The 16,610-nt window shown below is 31.2% G+C and carries 24 protein-coding genes; all 24 read left to right on the plus strand.

The window, feature by feature from the left end:
- The first annotated feature begins 8 nt into the window (after window positions 1-8).
- The 24 genes from ACSVDH_RS13025 (at window position 9) to ACSVDH_RS13140 (ending at window position 16,556) form a co-directional block, all read left to right on the plus strand.
- Entirely contained in the window at window positions 9-2,327 is a 2,319-nt protein-coding gene (locus ACSVDH_RS13025; protein WP_439249751.1) for a ribonucleoside-diphosphate reductase subunit alpha, read from the plus strand.
- A gap of 14 nt (window positions 2,328-2,341) precedes the next feature.
- On the plus strand, window positions 2,342-3,454 hold the full coding sequence (locus ACSVDH_RS13030; protein ID WP_439249752.1) for a ribonucleotide-diphosphate reductase subunit beta: 1,113 nt from the start codon (window positions 2,342-2,344) through the stop codon (window positions 3,452-3,454).
- Window positions 3,435-3,869, plus strand: coding sequence for a flavodoxin family protein (locus ACSVDH_RS13035; RefSeq protein ID WP_439249753.1), 435 nt, complete (start codon window positions 3,435-3,437; stop codon window positions 3,867-3,869). The genes ACSVDH_RS13030 and ACSVDH_RS13035 overlap by 20 nt, the downstream gene beginning before the upstream one ends.
- The gene (locus tag ACSVDH_RS13040) at window positions 3,862-4,107 is read left to right on the plus strand and encodes a thioredoxin family protein (protein WP_439249754.1); all 246 of its coding nucleotides are present in this window, start codon (window positions 3,862-3,864) and stop codon (window positions 4,105-4,107) included. Before ACSVDH_RS13035 ends, ACSVDH_RS13040 begins: the two co-directional genes overlap by 8 nt.
- A 15-nt stretch (window positions 4,108-4,122) precedes the next feature.
- Window positions 4,123-4,881 (plus strand): GIY-YIG nuclease family protein, encoded by a 759-nt coding sequence (locus ACSVDH_RS13045; protein WP_439249755.1) that lies wholly within the window; start codon window positions 4,123-4,125, stop codon window positions 4,879-4,881.
- A 59-nt stretch (window positions 4,882-4,940) separates the two neighbouring features.
- Complete coding sequence (locus tag ACSVDH_RS13050) at window positions 4,941-5,477, plus strand: pyrophosphohydrolase domain-containing protein (protein ID WP_439249756.1); 537 nt, start codon at window positions 4,941-4,943, stop codon at window positions 5,475-5,477.
- Window positions 5,478-5,630: a DUF8570 family protein gene (locus tag ACSVDH_RS13055; protein WP_439249757.1), complete on the plus strand. Its 153-nt coding sequence runs from the start codon at window positions 5,478-5,480 to the stop codon at window positions 5,628-5,630. It abuts the gene before it with no gap.
- Complete coding sequence (locus ACSVDH_RS13060) at window positions 5,630-6,472, plus strand: prohibitin family protein (protein ID WP_439249758.1); 843 nt, start codon at window positions 5,630-5,632, stop codon at window positions 6,470-6,472. The genes ACSVDH_RS13055 and ACSVDH_RS13060 overlap by 1 nt, the downstream gene beginning before the upstream one ends.
- A gap of 99 nt (window positions 6,473-6,571) precedes the next feature.
- Window positions 6,572-6,748, plus strand: coding sequence for a hypothetical protein (locus ACSVDH_RS13065; RefSeq protein ID WP_439249759.1), 177 nt, complete (start codon window positions 6,572-6,574; stop codon window positions 6,746-6,748).
- Window positions 6,749-6,798: 50 nt separating this feature from the next.
- A complete protein-coding gene (locus tag ACSVDH_RS13070) occupies window positions 6,799-7,485 on the plus strand; it encodes a hypothetical protein (RefSeq protein WP_439249760.1) in 687 nt (228 codons plus the stop codon).
- A gap of 1 nt (window position 7,486) precedes the next feature.
- Window positions 7,487-7,786, plus strand: a complete 300-nt coding sequence (locus ACSVDH_RS13075) for a hypothetical protein (RefSeq protein WP_439249761.1) — start codon at window positions 7,487-7,489, stop codon at window positions 7,784-7,786.
- Window positions 7,787-7,852: 66 nt separating this feature from the next.
- Window positions 7,853-8,704: a thymidylate synthase gene (locus ACSVDH_RS13080; protein WP_439249762.1), complete on the plus strand. Its 852-nt coding sequence runs from the start codon at window positions 7,853-7,855 to the stop codon at window positions 8,702-8,704.
- Window positions 8,705-8,706: 2 nt separating this feature from the next.
- Window positions 8,707-9,219 (plus strand): dihydrofolate reductase, encoded by a 513-nt coding sequence (locus ACSVDH_RS13085; RefSeq protein ID WP_439249763.1) that lies wholly within the window; start codon window positions 8,707-8,709, stop codon window positions 9,217-9,219.
- Window positions 9,220-9,333: 114 nt separating this feature from the next.
- Window positions 9,334-10,002, plus strand: a complete 669-nt coding sequence (locus ACSVDH_RS13090; RefSeq protein WP_439249764.1) for a hypothetical protein — start codon at window positions 9,334-9,336, stop codon at window positions 10,000-10,002.
- A gap of 34 nt (window positions 10,003-10,036) precedes the next feature.
- Window positions 10,037-10,216 carry a hypothetical protein gene (locus ACSVDH_RS13095; RefSeq protein ID WP_439249765.1) on the plus strand — a complete coding sequence of 60 codons (180 nt, stop codon included), beginning with the start codon at window positions 10,037-10,039 and terminating at the stop codon, window positions 10,214-10,216.
- A 6-nt stretch (window positions 10,217-10,222) separates the two neighbouring features.
- Window positions 10,223-10,636: a hypothetical protein gene (locus tag ACSVDH_RS13100; protein WP_439249766.1), complete on the plus strand. Its 414-nt coding sequence runs from the start codon at window positions 10,223-10,225 to the stop codon at window positions 10,634-10,636.
- Window positions 10,637-10,925: 289 nt separating this feature from the next.
- Window positions 10,926-11,096 carry a hypothetical protein gene (locus tag ACSVDH_RS13105; RefSeq protein ID WP_439249767.1) on the plus strand — a complete coding sequence of 57 codons (171 nt, stop codon included), beginning with the start codon at window positions 10,926-10,928 and terminating at the stop codon, window positions 11,094-11,096.
- 94 nt (window positions 11,097-11,190) lie between these two features.
- Window positions 11,191-12,087, plus strand: coding sequence for a phage lytic cycle repressor MrpR family protein (locus tag ACSVDH_RS13110; protein WP_439249768.1), 897 nt, complete (start codon window positions 11,191-11,193; stop codon window positions 12,085-12,087).
- Between the two features lie 69 nt (window positions 12,088-12,156).
- Window positions 12,157-12,594 (plus strand): hypothetical protein, encoded by a 438-nt coding sequence (locus ACSVDH_RS13115; RefSeq protein ID WP_439249769.1) that lies wholly within the window; start codon window positions 12,157-12,159, stop codon window positions 12,592-12,594.
- 77 nt (window positions 12,595-12,671) lie between these two features.
- On the plus strand, window positions 12,672-14,222 hold the full coding sequence (locus tag ACSVDH_RS13120) for a zinc-ribbon domain-containing protein (RefSeq protein WP_439249770.1): 1,551 nt from the start codon (window positions 12,672-12,674) through the stop codon (window positions 14,220-14,222).
- A gap of 156 nt (window positions 14,223-14,378) precedes the next feature.
- Window positions 14,379-14,828, plus strand: coding sequence for a helix-turn-helix domain-containing protein (locus ACSVDH_RS13125; RefSeq protein ID WP_439249771.1), 450 nt, complete (start codon window positions 14,379-14,381; stop codon window positions 14,826-14,828).
- 26 nt (window positions 14,829-14,854) lie between these two features.
- A complete protein-coding gene (locus ACSVDH_RS13130) occupies window positions 14,855-15,253 on the plus strand; it encodes a lytic transglycosylase domain-containing protein (RefSeq protein ID WP_439249801.1) in 399 nt (132 codons plus the stop codon).
- 117 nt (window positions 15,254-15,370) lie between these two features.
- A complete protein-coding gene (locus ACSVDH_RS13135) occupies window positions 15,371-15,925 on the plus strand; it encodes a Holliday junction resolvase RecU (RefSeq protein ID WP_439249772.1) in 555 nt (184 codons plus the stop codon).
- A complete protein-coding gene (locus tag ACSVDH_RS13140) occupies window positions 15,918-16,556 on the plus strand; it encodes a hypothetical protein (protein WP_439249773.1) in 639 nt (212 codons plus the stop codon). Before ACSVDH_RS13135 ends, ACSVDH_RS13140 begins: the two co-directional genes overlap by 8 nt.
- Window positions 16,557-16,610 lie beyond the last annotated feature (54 nt).

Raw genomic sequence — 16,610 nt, forward strand, 5'->3', positions numbered from 1 at the left:
ATTGATTAGTGACGATAATTACAAAGGACAGAGAAACCTACATTCAACGAAAAGAATTTGATGAGGAAAGGTTTCATAAGTTTGTATTAGATTTATATGAGGATACAAAAGACAAAGATAAAATCCCAGTTGATCAAATTGAAGAGATTTATGAAAATGTAAAATCATTTGTATTAGCTAAGAAGGAAGTTGAAGCTGAACGCTTGTTTGACTTTATTATTCGTGAATCAAATGGAAAGATTTCTGAACGATCTCCACAGTTTACACATTTCTCAGCAGCAGTGTTAAGACGTAAAATGTATAAACAAGCAAGTAAGAAACGTGGATTTGATTATCATAAAGGTTATGGTGATTATTATTCACTTGTTAAAAAAATGACTGAAGAAGGTCGCTATGATACTTCTCTACTTAAAAAATACTCACAAAAAGAACTTGAAAAGTTTGGCAAATTGATCGATATGTCAAAAGATAAACTGTTCGACTATAGTGGATTACTAATGTTAAGTAATACTTATTTAGTCAAAAATGGAAAAACTGTTTTAGAATTACCGCAAGAAAGATTTTTAACGGCATCAGTTTACTTGATGCAAAATGAGCCAAAGACGAAACGCTATGAATATATTAAACAAGCATATCATGCCTTATCTAATCATTATATTGGATTGGCCACTCCAACACTTAAAAATGCTGGTAGTCCACATGGTACTTTATCATCTTGTCATATCGTAACAATTGACGATGATCTTAAAAGTATCTTTAATGCAGGAACACAAATGGCTAGGTTTAGTCAAAATGGCGCAGGGTTGGGAACTTTTCTTGGATTTATCAGAGCAGATGGTTCATGGATTAGAGGAAAGAAAGGCAATGCAACAGGAATTAAACATCCTTCTCGCTTACAGTCGATCATTGCTGAATATGTTAACCAAGGCGGAGTAAGAAAGGGTGGTATTGCAGCATACTTACCTTTATGGCATGGTGATATTTATGATTTCTTAGAATTAAGATTAAAAACTGGATCACAGGAAAAACGTGCTCACAGTATTAAAACAGCAGTATGTGTACCGGATGAGTTTATGAGAAGATTGAAAAATAAAGAATTATGGACATTATTTGATCCATATGAACTTAAAAAGAAATTAAATATTGATTTAAATAAATTATACGATAAAAAGAAACTTAAAGAAAATGAAGAGCCAAATGAAGTTGATCATGCATTTACATATTTTTATAGAATCGCTGAACAATCAACTGAACTAGAATTAAGAAAAACAGTAAAAGCTACTGACATTTATAAATCAATATATGTTAGTCGTATTACTTCAGGAACTCCATATATGTACTGGTCTGATACGGCAGCAAGATTAAATCCTAATGGTCACGCAGGAATGCCTTACGGATCGAACTTATGTTCTGAAATAGTGCAAAACATGGAGTATGATGTCGAAGAATCTGAAGTATTAGAAGAAACAGGAAGAGTGGTAACAGTTACTAAAGGAGAAGGATTAGTAAGTTGTAACCTTAGCTCAATTGTTGCTCATAACGTGAACGATCTTACAGAAGAAGAATACCAGGAAGTTGTAAATATTCAATTCAGAATGTTAGACAATGTTATTTCTTTAAATCGTACAGTAGTTCCTCAAGCAACTCACACTAACAATCTATACAGAGCTGTTGGTGCAGGATTACTCGGTTTTGTAACACTTTTAACTAATAAAGGTGTTATGTGGGAATCTGATGAGTCAGCAAATTTTGCTGAAGAAGTATTTAAACGATACTTAAAAGCTCAAATTAAAGCATCGCATGAATTGGCAATGGAAAAAGGTAGTTACCCATTATTCGAAGGATCTGACTGGCAGACTGGAGAATTCTTTGACAAACGTGGTCTGGTAAGTGACGAATGGTTAGAATATCGTGAAATGGCTAACAAGGGAATGCGTAACTCGTATCTTGGAGCTATCGCACCGACAGCTAGTAACAGTACGATCATGAATGGCTCTCCTTCAATTGATCCTTTATATGATGTAATTTATAAAGAAGAAAAATCAGGTATCAGCACTATAATTGTTCCACCGAATTATAACAACCAAACTAAATGGTTTTATAAATCTGGTTTTGAAATGGATGAAATGTGGGCTATCAACGTTGTCGCAGCAGCTCAAAAATATGTAGACCAAGGAATTAGTCATAACTATCACATCTCACAAAATACTAAAGGATCAGAATTGCTTCGATTAGATATGGGAGCATGGGAAAAAGGATTGAAAACAATCTATTATACTCATACAGCAAACAGAGAAAAACCAGAAGATTGCATTTACTGCCAATAAGGAGGACACGTATTTTGACACAAGAATTCAAAGGCAAGGCATTTAGAATATATGACGCAGACTCACCTAACCATCCCTCAAGAATCTTTGGGGGGAAGGCGAGTGGAATCAGAAGTTGGGATGATATTAAGTATCCGATATTTTTAACATACCAAAAGAATTTGTTCGGTGAATTCTGGATACCAGAAGAAATTCAAATGGGTAAAGACATGGAAGAATTTAGACAGAAATTAAATAAGAATGAGCAAATTGTATATGCCTATAATTCAGGAGCTTTGGATTGGCTGGATTCAATTGCTACAGATATTGTTGGCCTTTTATTTCTTGCGACATCAGATCCGTCTTTAAGAACATTATGGGTTTTAGTTGCAGGTTTTGAAACAATGCACAATGTATCTTATGAACATATAACTTCATCAACTTTAAATAAAGACGAGAAAGATAAAGCTTTTAATGAAGTAAGAAATTTACCTTTGTTGGTTAAACGTAATATGTTTATTATTGAAAAACTTGAAAAAATGAAAGATGCTTTAGTTAATTTTCTAATTACCAAATATAAAACAGGTAAAGAAGAAATGGATGATGAAACTCTTCAGGCAGTCTTTGAAGGATTAGTAGCTTATCAAATTTTAGAAGGATTATTCTTCAGTGGATCATTTGTATATTATCATTCGCTTGCTAGAGACAACAAGATGCAAGAGACTAACAATATAATCAATATGATCAAGGCTGACGAAAATCAGCACTCAGAAGTGTTTGGAACTGTTATTCAGATACTAATGTCAGAGTTTCCACAGCTAAATACAAGTGAAAACTTAGAATTCGCAATGGATTTTATTAGAGAAGCAGTTAAACTAGAGAAAGCCTGGACTGCATGGTTATATCAAGACATTGATACCCTGTCAATTGTTGAATATCATGATTATGTAGAATATTTAGCTAATTTAATCTGTCGTAATGCAGGAATGACTGAACCATTCCCTGAGAATGATGAATTAAAAGCAAAATGGATTGTTACATACGGTAGTAAAAAGAATAATAACGGAGGGATATCTCCAAAAGCTGACTTTTTACAAGGTAATGCAATTGACTATAAGCATGAAGACGGTGGGAATTTTGACCTCTAATTGCATCACTGTTTACTCATTAAAAGGAAATACATTAGGTATTTTAGAAAAGTTGGATATTGATAAATTCAATATCCTTCGAATACCCAAACAAGACCCCAGAGAGCATTGGAAGAATAATAAATTAATATTGATTGGTTCATCTACCTATTACCGAAGTGATGAATCTAAACCACATTTACCGGAATACCTAAAGCAATATGAAGATGATTTACTACAACTAGAAGATAAGGATATTATTCTATTTGGAAGTGGTAGAAGTGAGTATTCTTTGTTTTGTGGAGTTTTAGACTACTTGCATTCTATTCTTAAAGATAAAAATAACATTAAATTAGTTTATAAATTTGAAGGCTATCCTAGAGATAGACAAAAAGATGAATTTAAACAATTACTGGAGGAAATTATAAATGGCTAATAAATTAATCAAATTTGAAAAAGAAAACTGCCCGAATTGTGATAGAGTACAAATGTTTTTAGATAATGAAGAAGTTGAAGTTCAAAAAGTAAATCCTTTTGAAAATCCTACTTTAGCTGCTAGATATGATATTGGATCTGTCCCAACGACAGTTTTAGTTGATGAAGACGGAAATGAGATTGATAAAAGTATCAGTTTTAATCCTGGAGAATTAGAAGAATTGATCAGCAAACTTTAAGAAAGGAGGGTTTCTTTGACTAAACCATCTTACAAGGGTATTTATGCTATTACTATTAATGGTAAGTCGTACATAGGTCAAGATTCTTCAATACTTAGCAATAATAGACTTAAACACCATATGGGATTTCTTAAAAATAATAATCACAATAATACACAAATGCAAGATGACTTCAATGAGTATGGATTTGGTAATCTAACATATACAATTTTGACCTTAAGTTTAGATTATACAAAGGAAGACTTAAACAGACTGGAAAAAGAATATATAAATAAATTTAATACATACGAATTAGGATACAATCAAACTATTGGTGGAATCGGAATGTCAGGATTTGAAATGTCACCAGAAACATTGGAAAAGAAATCTATTCAACTTAGAGGAGAAAAGAATCCACAGTCCAAATTAACAAATAATCAATTTTTTGAAATGGTTGAATTATTTAAAGAAGGAAAGTCTAACTCTGAAATTGCTGAAATATTTGGTCTCCATGATAGATATGTATCTTTAATTAGACATAAGAAGAGATTTACTTCCTTTTGGGATCAAGTTGTGGATTATGAACCTATACAATCACACAGCTTAAAAGACAAAAGAAAATTCAGCTATGAAGATTTTCTTGAAGTAATAAAGATGATTGAAAATGGATCTACAAATAAAGAAATTGAAAAAAGGTTTAGCGCTAGTTCAGGTACAGGAAGTAGAATAAGACATAAAAAATTATACATAGATTACTGGAAAAGATATGAGGCTGAAAAGAAACATATATCATAGACAATAGGGAGGGTTAATCCTTCCCTTACAAACAAATTTATCATAAAAGGAGATTATTAATGACTAAAGAATTAAAAGGTTTAGATTACGCTAAAGCACAAGTTGAATTATTCCAATCTACATTTGAACTACCTGTATCTAAAACACCTGCGCCATTACATATTGATCGTGCAACTTCTCGTGCAGTTTGGACAGGAGAAGAAGCATTGGTTGAGTTTATTCATCAATCTTCAGATAACGAAGAACAATTCCTTGCTAAATATAGTGAGATGATTGCCGGATTAGAAAAAGCTAAATTAAAATCACTAGACATGGAATATCCAAAGAATGAATTAGAAAAGTTAATCGGTCAGGCTGATGCTGTCACTGATGCACTATATTTCTTATTAGGAACATGTGTTGAAATGGGTATTGATCCTCAACCATTATTAGATATTGTACAGGATGCTAATATGGCCAAATTAGGTGAGGATGGTAAACCAATTTTCCGTGAAGGCGATAGAAAGATTATGAAACCGGAAGGATGGCAGCCACCAGAACCATTAATTGAAGCTGAGATTATTCGTCAATTGGAACTAAATAAAGAGGTGAAATAAATGTTTTCTGCCTTTGTGCTACTGATTCTATTCGTTTTATTATTAAGTGGAATTTGGTTGTTACTTGGAAAACTAGGATTATTTAATAAAATCGGCAATCAAACTACTAATTTAAAAAATATTTTTGAGGATAAAGAGGAGGAAAATAAATAATGTTTAAAACAACTAAATCAATCGTAGGTGCCGGTGTAGTAGGAGTAGGTTTATTAGTAGGTGGAGTATTAGGAGTTATGTCAATTGAAGTTATCGGTCAAGGTCATGCTGGAGTAGTTTATAACCGATCTCATGGAGTTGAAGATGAAACATTAGGTCAAGGTTGGCATTTTGTAAGTCCATTTGAAAGAGTAACTGAATATCCTGTTTCAACTGAAACAGTTAAAGTAACTAAATTTAATGTACAGACTAAAGACGGTAAACCTTTATCCGTAGAACTGTCTTATGACTATTCAAATGCTTTAGAGAAATTACCAAGTATTTATAACAAGTTTAAAGGTCAAGATTCTGCAACAATTCAAGAAGGATGGTTACAAACAAGAATTAAGAAAGCTACGTTAAACGTATTTGCAAAGTATTCTGTTTTAGAAGTATTTCAACATCAAGGACAAATTAACGCAGAAATTGAAAAAGAGTTCCGTAAAATTGTAGAGGAACATGGGTTCATTGTTGATTCTGTAACTTTGGGAGCTCCAACTCCAGATAAGAAAACTGCTCAAGCAATCCAGGCAGTAGTAGATGCTCAACAAAAATTAGAGCAACTTGAAATTGAAAAAGAACAAGCTAAAGTAGCAGCAGAGAAATCTAAAATTGAAGCGCAAGGTAAGGCAGATGCTCAATTAATTCAAGCTAAGGCTGAAGCAGAAGCAAATAAAACAATTAACGCTTCTTTAACAGCTCAAATCATTGAGTTAAAACGCATTGACAAATGGGATGGAGATAAGAACGTTCAAACAAAAGTTGTTGGATCAGATGCCAATGTAATTGTTGGTGGAAAATAAACTCGCTCATGCTTCGATTTACTCACGAATGCTCGTGTTTTCAAGACAATAATTTACATGAAATAAGTATTTTATGGGGATTTGAAAGGAGGTGAGGGAGTGGAAGATAAGAAAATATTGAACGGTGGTTTTGTTAATACTGAAGGCTTAGAAACATTGCATAAAAGTGAAAGAATATTACCATTGAATAGTGAAGAAACAAAAGAATTTCTTAAGTCTATCGATCTTTCAAATTATGTAATCGGAATTGATTTAGCGAAGAAAGAAGAAAAATAAATTTAACAAACTATAAAGGGTAGCGACCAATCGCTAAAGGAGAATCTTAAATGAATACAATGAAACTTGATACATATCAAAATATTATCCAGATTGATGAGAAGTTAAACAGATTGATTAAAGATGGAGATGTAAAAGCAGGTAAGTCTTTAATTGACGCATTAGAGAGAAACGTAGGAATGATCTATTTTGACGGTAGAACGGAAGTAATTGGAGCCCAATTGATTAAACAATTACTATTATCAAAATATGAAATTTACAAACCGTTAATGAGAGCATCTTTAGATAAATTAGAAGTAAGACAATATCATGATTACACTATAATTTTTGAAAAATTGCAAAGAATGATTGCCAAAATAGAAAATGATTTAAAAAATAACGTTATTAAAATTTCATCAGGTTCAATCCAATATACACTCGTTGAAAATAAATTTGACTTAACATACCAAGAGAGAGGAATAGTTGTTGTTTCAACATCTAAAACAACTGCACATTCTATGTTAATTAAGATGTTTGGTGATTTAGACGGGATTCAAATTACAAGTAATATGGGAATAAGTCATCCTAGAAAATCATTCAGAGCATGCAGTCCTAATCTATTTAGGGGTACAAGAGGAGATGTACTATTCATTGACTCTGTACTTGGATTGAAGTTCTATATTGACAATATTAAGGCTATGGAGCATTTCAACAGAGTGGAATTAATTGAGGAATCTGATTTAAAAAGGAGAGATTAATATGAAAGTAGAGCAACAACTTAATGAAGAAATCACAATCACTTTACATAAAGACGAGTCAAAGATCTTGCTTAGTTTAGCTGAATATTTCACTAGACATGAATTTAAGGATGAAACTGTTTCACCAGAAGAAATTAACTTTGCAACAGTACTAACAAATGAATTAGAATCCTATCTAAACTTTAAAGTAGAAGTAATTAACTACATTAATAGTTCTTACAATTTTGATCCTGAAGCAGCAGATAATTTTGTAAAACTGTTTGTAGAGAACTTGAGTAAAGTAGGTAGTGTGAAACTCTAATACAAATAAACTATACATACGAGAAGGGGTCAACTCCTTCTCTTTTCAAATGAGAGGGGATAATGAATGAACAAAGCAGATAAATACTTCTTAGATAACTTAAGAAAAGTAAAATACGAAGGTGTCACTGACTTATCAGGCAAAGTAAGACCTAGATACAAAAGCGATGGAGCTCCAGCTCATACAAAATATATAACATTTGTACATGAGGAATATGATTTGTCAAAAGGTGAGTTTCCTATTCCGACACTTAGACCAGTAGCTGTTAAAATGGCAATTGGTGAAATGTTGGCTTTCTATCAAGATCAAACAAATAATCTTGATATCATGAAGGATAAATATAATCTCAAATGGTGGAAAGATTGGGAAGTGGATAACACTAATACAATTGGACTTAGATACGGAGCTACTGTTAAGCGTTATAACTTAATTGACAATCTTTTAGACACATTAAATAATGATATGTTTAGCAGACGTAAACTTATTTCATTATGGCAGGAACAAGACTTTATTGATGATCCTAAAGGACTTAAACCATGTTTCTATATGACAAACTGGGAAGTAAGGGTTATTGAAGACGAAGTGTATTTAGACTTGCATTTAACATCTAGGAGTTCAGATTATAGTGTAGCTGGTACAATTAATCGATTGCAGTATGTAGCCTTACAAATGATGATTGCTAATCAATTTGGTTTTAAACTAGGTAAGTTTAGTGTGTTTACATCTAATTTACATTATTACTTACGTCACCAAGAGAAAGTTGATGAGTTACTTAGTCGTAAACCTTCTAATAAACAACCGTACTTAAAATTAAATGTGCCTGTAGGCACTAATTTTTATGATGTTGAATTGTCTGATTTTGAATTAGTTGACTTTGAATGTAAGTATCCTCAATTAGACTTTGATTTAGGAGTGTAGAAATGATTAATATGATCGCTGCAATAGGCCTTAACAATGAATTAGGTCACAAAAACAAGTTACTTTGCCATTTACCCAAGGATTTATCTAACTTCATGAAGTTGACCAAGAATCACATTTGTATACAAGGGAAAAACACGTTTGAATCTATAGTTGGTATTCTAGGTAAGCCTCTACCGGACAGAGTTAACATTGTGCTGACTCATGACAAAGATTATAAACCTAAATATCCTGGAGTTTATGTATATCACTCAGTAAAAGACATCTTAAATGAATATTACAACTATGCTGATGGAGCAATAGACATATGGGTAATAGGTGGAGGCCAAGTATATCACCAGTTTTTAGATCACACTGACAAAATATATCTAACCATAATAGACAATAAGTTTGAAGCCGACAGTTGGTTTCCAAAGTTACCTGATGAGTGGAAAGCGACATCTAGAGAAGATCATAAAAAAGATGAACATCACCCATATAATTATAGTTTCTTAACTTACGAAAAAAGAAAATAAAAATAAATTAATTATAAAAAGGTATTTACACAAATAAATTAATCATGTATACTAAGAGTAGTTAAAGGGTAGCACCTTAACTACTCTATTTTTATAACAAGGAGAGAGGAGAATATGTCACGTAATAAACGTAGATTATCTAATCAAGAACTTGATCAATTATATAAAATTGAAAACCTGTTAGATAATCATAATCAAGAAATTAAGACAGTAAAAAGTAACCAACAATACTTGCTAAAAAAGAAAAAGGGGAAATTTGATGACATTATATTGTCTGACCATGCTTATAAAAGAGCTAAAGAAAGATTTAATATGAATGACAGTACAGCTCAAGGATATTTCAAGTCAATCTTGAATAAAGCAACACGAATTGGAATACAGAAAGATGAGCAAGGTAATAACTCTGTTTTATATGCACATGGAAGAATAGCAATCTATTTATCTCCAGATTTAACAGAAATAAAAACTGTATTAAAACAAGAATCAGTAACATATGAACCAATTAAGTCTAAGGTTGCTGAATTACATGCTAAAGAAATTCGCAAATTGGAAAGAGCTGAAAAGGCTAAATTAAAAAAGCTTGAAACTGAAGAATTGCAGGTAGCTTATGAGATAAGTAAAGCAAAACTACGAATGCACAAAACTAGAAGTGAATCAGTTAGAAGTGCTTGTTCAGCTTATATTAAAGGATTAGAGCAATACATAGAACAGTTGAAAAATGAGATTATTACCATACAGGAAAACAAGCGACAAGTTTGCAGATCTATGGTGTCAGTAATATAAACAAATTAAATATACACATTAGGAGATGGTTAGAATGTTAGATAAAAAAGTGATGATTCAGTTTATAGATAAACGCATTGAAACTTTGCAGCATTTGATTAAATTAGGAAGTAATGACATACATCAGCATCGCCTATTGGAAGGTCAAATACATGAGGCTACGAATATTAGAAATGACATAATTGATGGAAAATATGATGTAAAGGTTTGGTGATACATAATGACTAAATGGCTAACGACAGGGCAAATGATTGACAGGTTAAAAGTGGGAGTAATTGCTGAAACAGAGGAGCAAAAGTCAAATTCTTTTATAAGTGGTAAGTTTACTAATCATGCAACTGTAAGAGACGATGGACTTATTTCATTTTGCAGTAAAGACGGGAATTGTATGGGATACGGTTTATTTAGTCTTACAGAGCAACACAGAAATCTAATGTGGCGTATCCTTCCTAAATATGTAACATTTGAAGAAGCAATGAAAGCTTTAAAAGAAGGAAAAGTTATTACTTGGCAGAAGTGGAATGATGAAAATCAAGAGCTTTCATTTAGCAGAGAAAACTTTTTTGACATGTTTATAGATAACGATGTAAGCATTGATGAATTCTGTAGTGGAAAATTTATAATTGAAGAGTAAATGAAACCTAACTTTATTAGAAAGGGTGATTTCAACTGAGTGAAAATATATGCTACATAGCTAAAATAGGTTTATGTGGGTTAAAGATGTCTATAGGTTTTCTGAAGAATTTACTCTCACTTCAAACAAGTTTCACTCCAAGCATCTAAGTAGAGAAGAGGCTGAATGGGTGAAACAAGTATCTGGAGCAAAGTTGATAAAAGCAGTTATTACATTTAATGAAATAGGTATTGAGTGACTATAGACATTACCATAAATCCTAAATTTTATTGAGAAAAGGAGAATCTATATGCAAGAAACAATTAAAGAACAATTATTAGAAAATGCCATTAAGACGTTTTTAGAGAAGAATTTTACCGGTGGAGCAAAAGCAGATAGAGAGGATTACATACAAATGGTTAGCTGTAAGGATATTTATGATTTGTATACTGTTTACAATCAATTGAAAAAGACTAATTAAATTCTGTATTTTTTCCAGTTAGAAATAAATGCTATACACATCATATTTTCAATAATGTAAAATAAAAGTATTAAATAGTAGGGTGGTAGAGTTTATGTATAATAGTGAAAAGAAGAATGGGTTTTTATCAAACTATGAAGGAAGTACAAAAACTACATATAAGTGGTTCTTTGAGAAAAGTTCGGAACTAGAATGTAAGTTGAATAAAGACTTATCTTCTTTTTCATTAGATGACATATCTACCCTTATGAGAATGATAAATCCAATCACTAAAACTTCTGCACAATCATACGGAAGAATTATAACATCCTATATCAAATGGATTAAAGGGTTTAAGATAGATTTGAATAATGAATTCTTTTATCAATTTGTTAATAATGTAGTTAAAAAATACTGGACAGACAAAGAAATTGAGTTAATTGAAAATAAGTTAGTCAATGCACAAGATGCGGTAATAATTAGGCTTATATTTGAAGGAATTAACGGATTTGAACACTCTGAAATAAGAAACATTAAGCGTGAAGATGTTAATTTTGAAAATAAGAATATAACCGTTTATGATGATAAAAGAGGAAAAAGAATCGTTAAAGTAAGTGAAAGATGTATTTCATTAATCAGGGAAGCATTTGATCAAGAAATTTACTTTAATAAAAACGGTGATGCAGTAGGGAAAAGAGATAAATCAACATTATATATGAACGACTATTTAATTAGAAAAGCTAAATCAAAAACAACGTTTGATGGTAAGGTTGATAAACACCAGATATATAGAAGACTTAGTTCTATCTCATCTCTTATTAACAATAAAAATTTCAAGGCTGAGAAAATTGAGAAGTCTGGCATGTTGAATATGGCAAACATATATTACTCTGTTGACGGTGAATTAAATAATACTCATCTAATCTCCATCGGTGAGCAGTTTTCGATAAATGAATTATTCAAACTAAGAGAAATTCTAGATAAAGATTTAGTTAAGGCTTTATATGGTTAAAGTCTTGATGTTTAAACAGATAAATTTAACATAAAATGTTGATTTCGTATAGAAAGGGAGATTAATAATATGGGAGATGTTAAGGCATTAGAAGTTGTATTTGAAAACTGTGAATCAATTATCATTCCAATTGAAAAAGTTAAAGAGTTTACATATGAAGGATTGACTAAGTTAACTCATGAAATTTATGAAGATAACTCATATGAATCCAATTCAATTAGTTTGAAAATTACATATGAAGACGAATCAGAGCTTAATTATATTGAAGGTGATGAACCATTAGGAATGTTTATAAATAATCCTACAAGTAACAGAGTTAAAGATAGACCAGATATTCTAGGAAGGCTTATTCAACATAAAGATATTGTTTGTATTGATTTATTGAATGAAAAAGAAGAAAGAATGAAGATAATTTATGTACCTTGGAAAATAGAGGATGAATACACAAACACATTAATTAAAACAAAAGTTGAGAATGGATTAATTGAAATTAACATATCAAAATAGTAAAAACAAATTAAATGTAAAAGGAATTACCGGTAAGTAAGAGCTGCGCAGCCTCCGTTGATCTGGAGGAGAAGAAATTGGCAATATTAGAGAAAGAAGTTTGGGTAGATGCTATAGGGTATGTAAAATACTATGAATCTTTAGGATATGAAATTCCAAGATCTATTGATAATCAAGGTAGAATAAGAATAAAACAAGGGACTAAGATATTAGTAAAAACCGAAGACATTCCAAGAAGAAGTAATATGAAAATATTTACAAAAGTATGTGATGATTGCGGAAAACATATTCCGAATCAATCAATGAGTACAATTTATGACAAACGAAAGTCAGATGATAAAGATAGATGTTTAAAATGTTCAAGGATTAAGGTGTCTGAAACTTTAAAAAATAATGTTAAGTATGAAAACTCATTAGAGTATTATGCGTTAGAAAATAATATTGAGTATTTATTGGATGAATTCAGTAGAAATAATAAAAGAAGGACAACTGAAATTCCATATGGAACTGATGATGTTTATCTTTGGAATTGTTTTGATTGCAAAAGAGAGTATCCGATGAAGATTTGTTTAAGAACTTCTCCACAGAACAGATGTGGTTGCCCTTATTGTGGGAAAAAGAGGGTGGACATATATAACTGTTTAATTACTACTCACCCAGAAGTAGCAACAATGTTAAAAAATAAGGACAGGGGCTATAAAATCACTTACGGAAGTGGTAAATATGAAGATTTCATCTGTGGTAACTGTGGTCACGAACAATCTAAGCGTGTGAATAGTGTTGTTAGACAAGGACTTTCTTGTTCAAATTGTTCTGATGGTATTAGCTATCCTGAAAAATTCTTGTTGAGTTTGTTATCTCAATTGGAATTGGACTTTGAGAAAGAGAAATTTTTTGAATGGTCTAGACAAATAATAAAAGAAGGACAATTATTAGGAGATAAAAGATATGATTTCTACATAGAATCTTTAAATTGCATTATTGAAACTCACGGCGAACAACATTATGTGAAAAAGGAAAAAAGTCGTGGCCGTTCATTTAAAGAAGAAGTAAAAAATGATATATTAAAAGAAAGCATCGCTAAAGAAAACAACATCACTCACTACATAGTAATTGACTGTAGAAACTCAGAGTTAGATTATATCAAATCAAAAATTATTCAATCAAAATTATCAGAATTACTAGATTTAAAAAATATAGATTGGTTGAAATGTCATGAATTTGCAAGTAATACATTAATGAAAACTGCTTGTGAACTATGGAGAGATGGGATACAAAGCACAATTAAAATATCTGAAATTTTAAATTTAAGTTACAATACGGTTGCAAGATATTTAAAAAAAGGAGAAGTTATCGGATGGTGTAATTACGACCCTAAAGAAGCGATGAAAAAGAATAAAAACCGAGAAGCATTTAAGAAAAGTGTTGTTCAACTGTCTTTTGATTATGAATTAATTTCAGAATGGGATAGTATTGCAGAAGTAAATCAAAAATTAAAAATACCTACAACCAATATTAGCAAATCATGTAAAGGTAAACGTAAGTCAGCAGGTGGCTACAGATGGATGTACAAAGAAGATTACGATCAATACATAAAAGAACAAAACAAAGAGTTAACTCTTACATAACCAAATTATACATATTTATATAAAATAAAAATTTTAAGGTATGTTGTATCTTTTTTTAAATTAGGGTATATACTATTTTAAAGTTTCCTTTGTTTCCTTTTTTACTTTTGTTTCTGTTAAAAAATGTTATAATGGAGGTAGGAAGAGGTGAAAAACATGACTGCAATTCTTGAAGAGGTAAAACTTACCCCAATCGAAGAGCAAGCAATTACAAGTGAAAGAACAAAACGTTTTGTAAAGCTCTCTAAACTAATTGAGCAAATGGAAAGAGAGAAAGAAAACGCATACCTCGAGCTCAGTGAAGAAGAAAAACAAGAAGCCTTCGAAAGTCTTCAAAAGCAACACAATATCCCTGATTATATTACAGTGCGCGATGCAGCTAAAATTCTAGATGTATCTGTTCAAATGGTCCGTAGATATTGTACAGAAGGGAAGATTAATGCATTCCAAAGACTTGAGGGAAGTGGTAAATGGCTTATAGAAACCAAGCAATTCATCGATAACAAAAATTGGGGAAAATTCGTCCAAGAAAGAGCTAGAATCAAAGATAATTCTCTTAAATTCGCTAACAAAATGCTCGACATCATGGATGATGACTCAGAATAAGTGATCCGTTTAACCCAGAAGAAAACATTAATGGTGGAGTTAAGTATTTTGCCGACAGATTATTAGAATTTGAAGGAAATGTAGAGAAAGCCTTGGCTGCATATAATTGTGGATCGAACAATGTACATAAGTATAATGGTATTCCACCATTCAAAGAGACACAAAGTTACGTAGAAAAGGTTTTAGAGGATTATGACAACATTGTTGAAAATTATAATAAAAAAAACATAAAAGTGGAATTAAGAGCAGAGTTAGATGTCAATGAAGAAGATGAAAAGAAAATTGAAAACTTCACAAAAGCTTTAGAAGAAGTGCCTACAAAGGTATGGGTTAAAGTTTTTATGGGAGATAAGGCAGCGAGTGCTTTAGAACTAGACATTTCAGAAATACTTTTTGACCAAGTTAAACGTAAATTTAATAGATAAATTATACATACATTTATAATTAGGGAGATGAGCAAGCTTGCTGCGAACCGTCTCCCTAGCAGTTCTTTATAAGTATTTGCAAAGGAAATTATTGTTATGCATTAAGGGAGTGATAGGTTGGCTAAGAATAATCCAGGTAAAATTTTTGAACAAGATATTGAAACGAGCTGTTCTGAGCAAAATATATTTTACTATAGAATTAAAGATACATTTATTCCAATGGAACTCAGAAAAAGAGTAAAGGTGACTAAGAATGATTATGATTCATTCGTTTATAAATATCCTAACTTGTTTCCAATTGAATTTAAATCAACACAGAATAAATCATTTAGCTTTGATGAGAAGATAATTAAGAAACATCAAATTGAAGCACTGGAGAAGGCAGCAACATATGATGGATTAATTGCCGGATTTATTTTTAACTTTAGAGAATATGATAATAAAACTCTGTTCGTACACATTGAAGATTTTATAAAATATAAGAAGTGTGCTGAAGAAGGCATCTGTGAAATGGAATATGTGAAGGTAAATAAAAGCAGTATTCCATTAGAAGTATGTGAGCAAATTGGTGAGCCTATACATAATGTAAAAAAGAAAATCCGATACAGATATTACATAAATAAATTAATTAGTAGTCTGATAGATAAATATAGTGGTGGCAACCATGACTAAATACAACTTATATGGTTACGAAAATAACAACTCATTATACATAAACGGAATGAGCTTAGAAGGATACCTGTGGTATTTGAACAATAAGAGACATTTCAACCAAGAATTAATTATTGAACACACGAAAAAGTATTATGACATTGATCTAACCGGTATTATTGGTGGGTACTTTTATGATTTTAAAGATAATATCTATGAAACTTTCAGAAACAACAATTCAAATAATAAAGAAGATGATGGAACAAGAAAGTATTTTGATTCACATGGAAGAAGATATTATGAGAAATTTATGAATCAATCATGTTTCTTTGAAGAGGATTGCTTAACTCATCATCAGATGTACACAGACATTCATCATATCTATCCATTAGTTTACGGTGGAAAAAACAACTTGGAAAATTTAATACATCTTTCTAAGTTTAATCATGACTTGCTTCATGAGAATCCATTTGAGAAGAATGAAGAAGACTGTTACCGTGCATTAGACTATTTAGGATATCTGTATAGTGTAGGTAAGACATACGATTTGTTTCACGAATACAATTTAGGAAGATATAGCGACAAGACAGTTCACGATGCTTTTAAATCCGTTATTAAAGAAGAAATGATGAAGTTTTATAAAAAAAGGTAAATTAAATATACATGAATAAAATGAGGATATGAATATAGTAATAGGACAAGTTTG

The organism is Metabacillus sp. Hm71, from assembly GCF_051842955.2.
GTDB lineage: Bacteria > Bacillota > Bacilli > Bacillales > Bacillaceae > Metabacillus.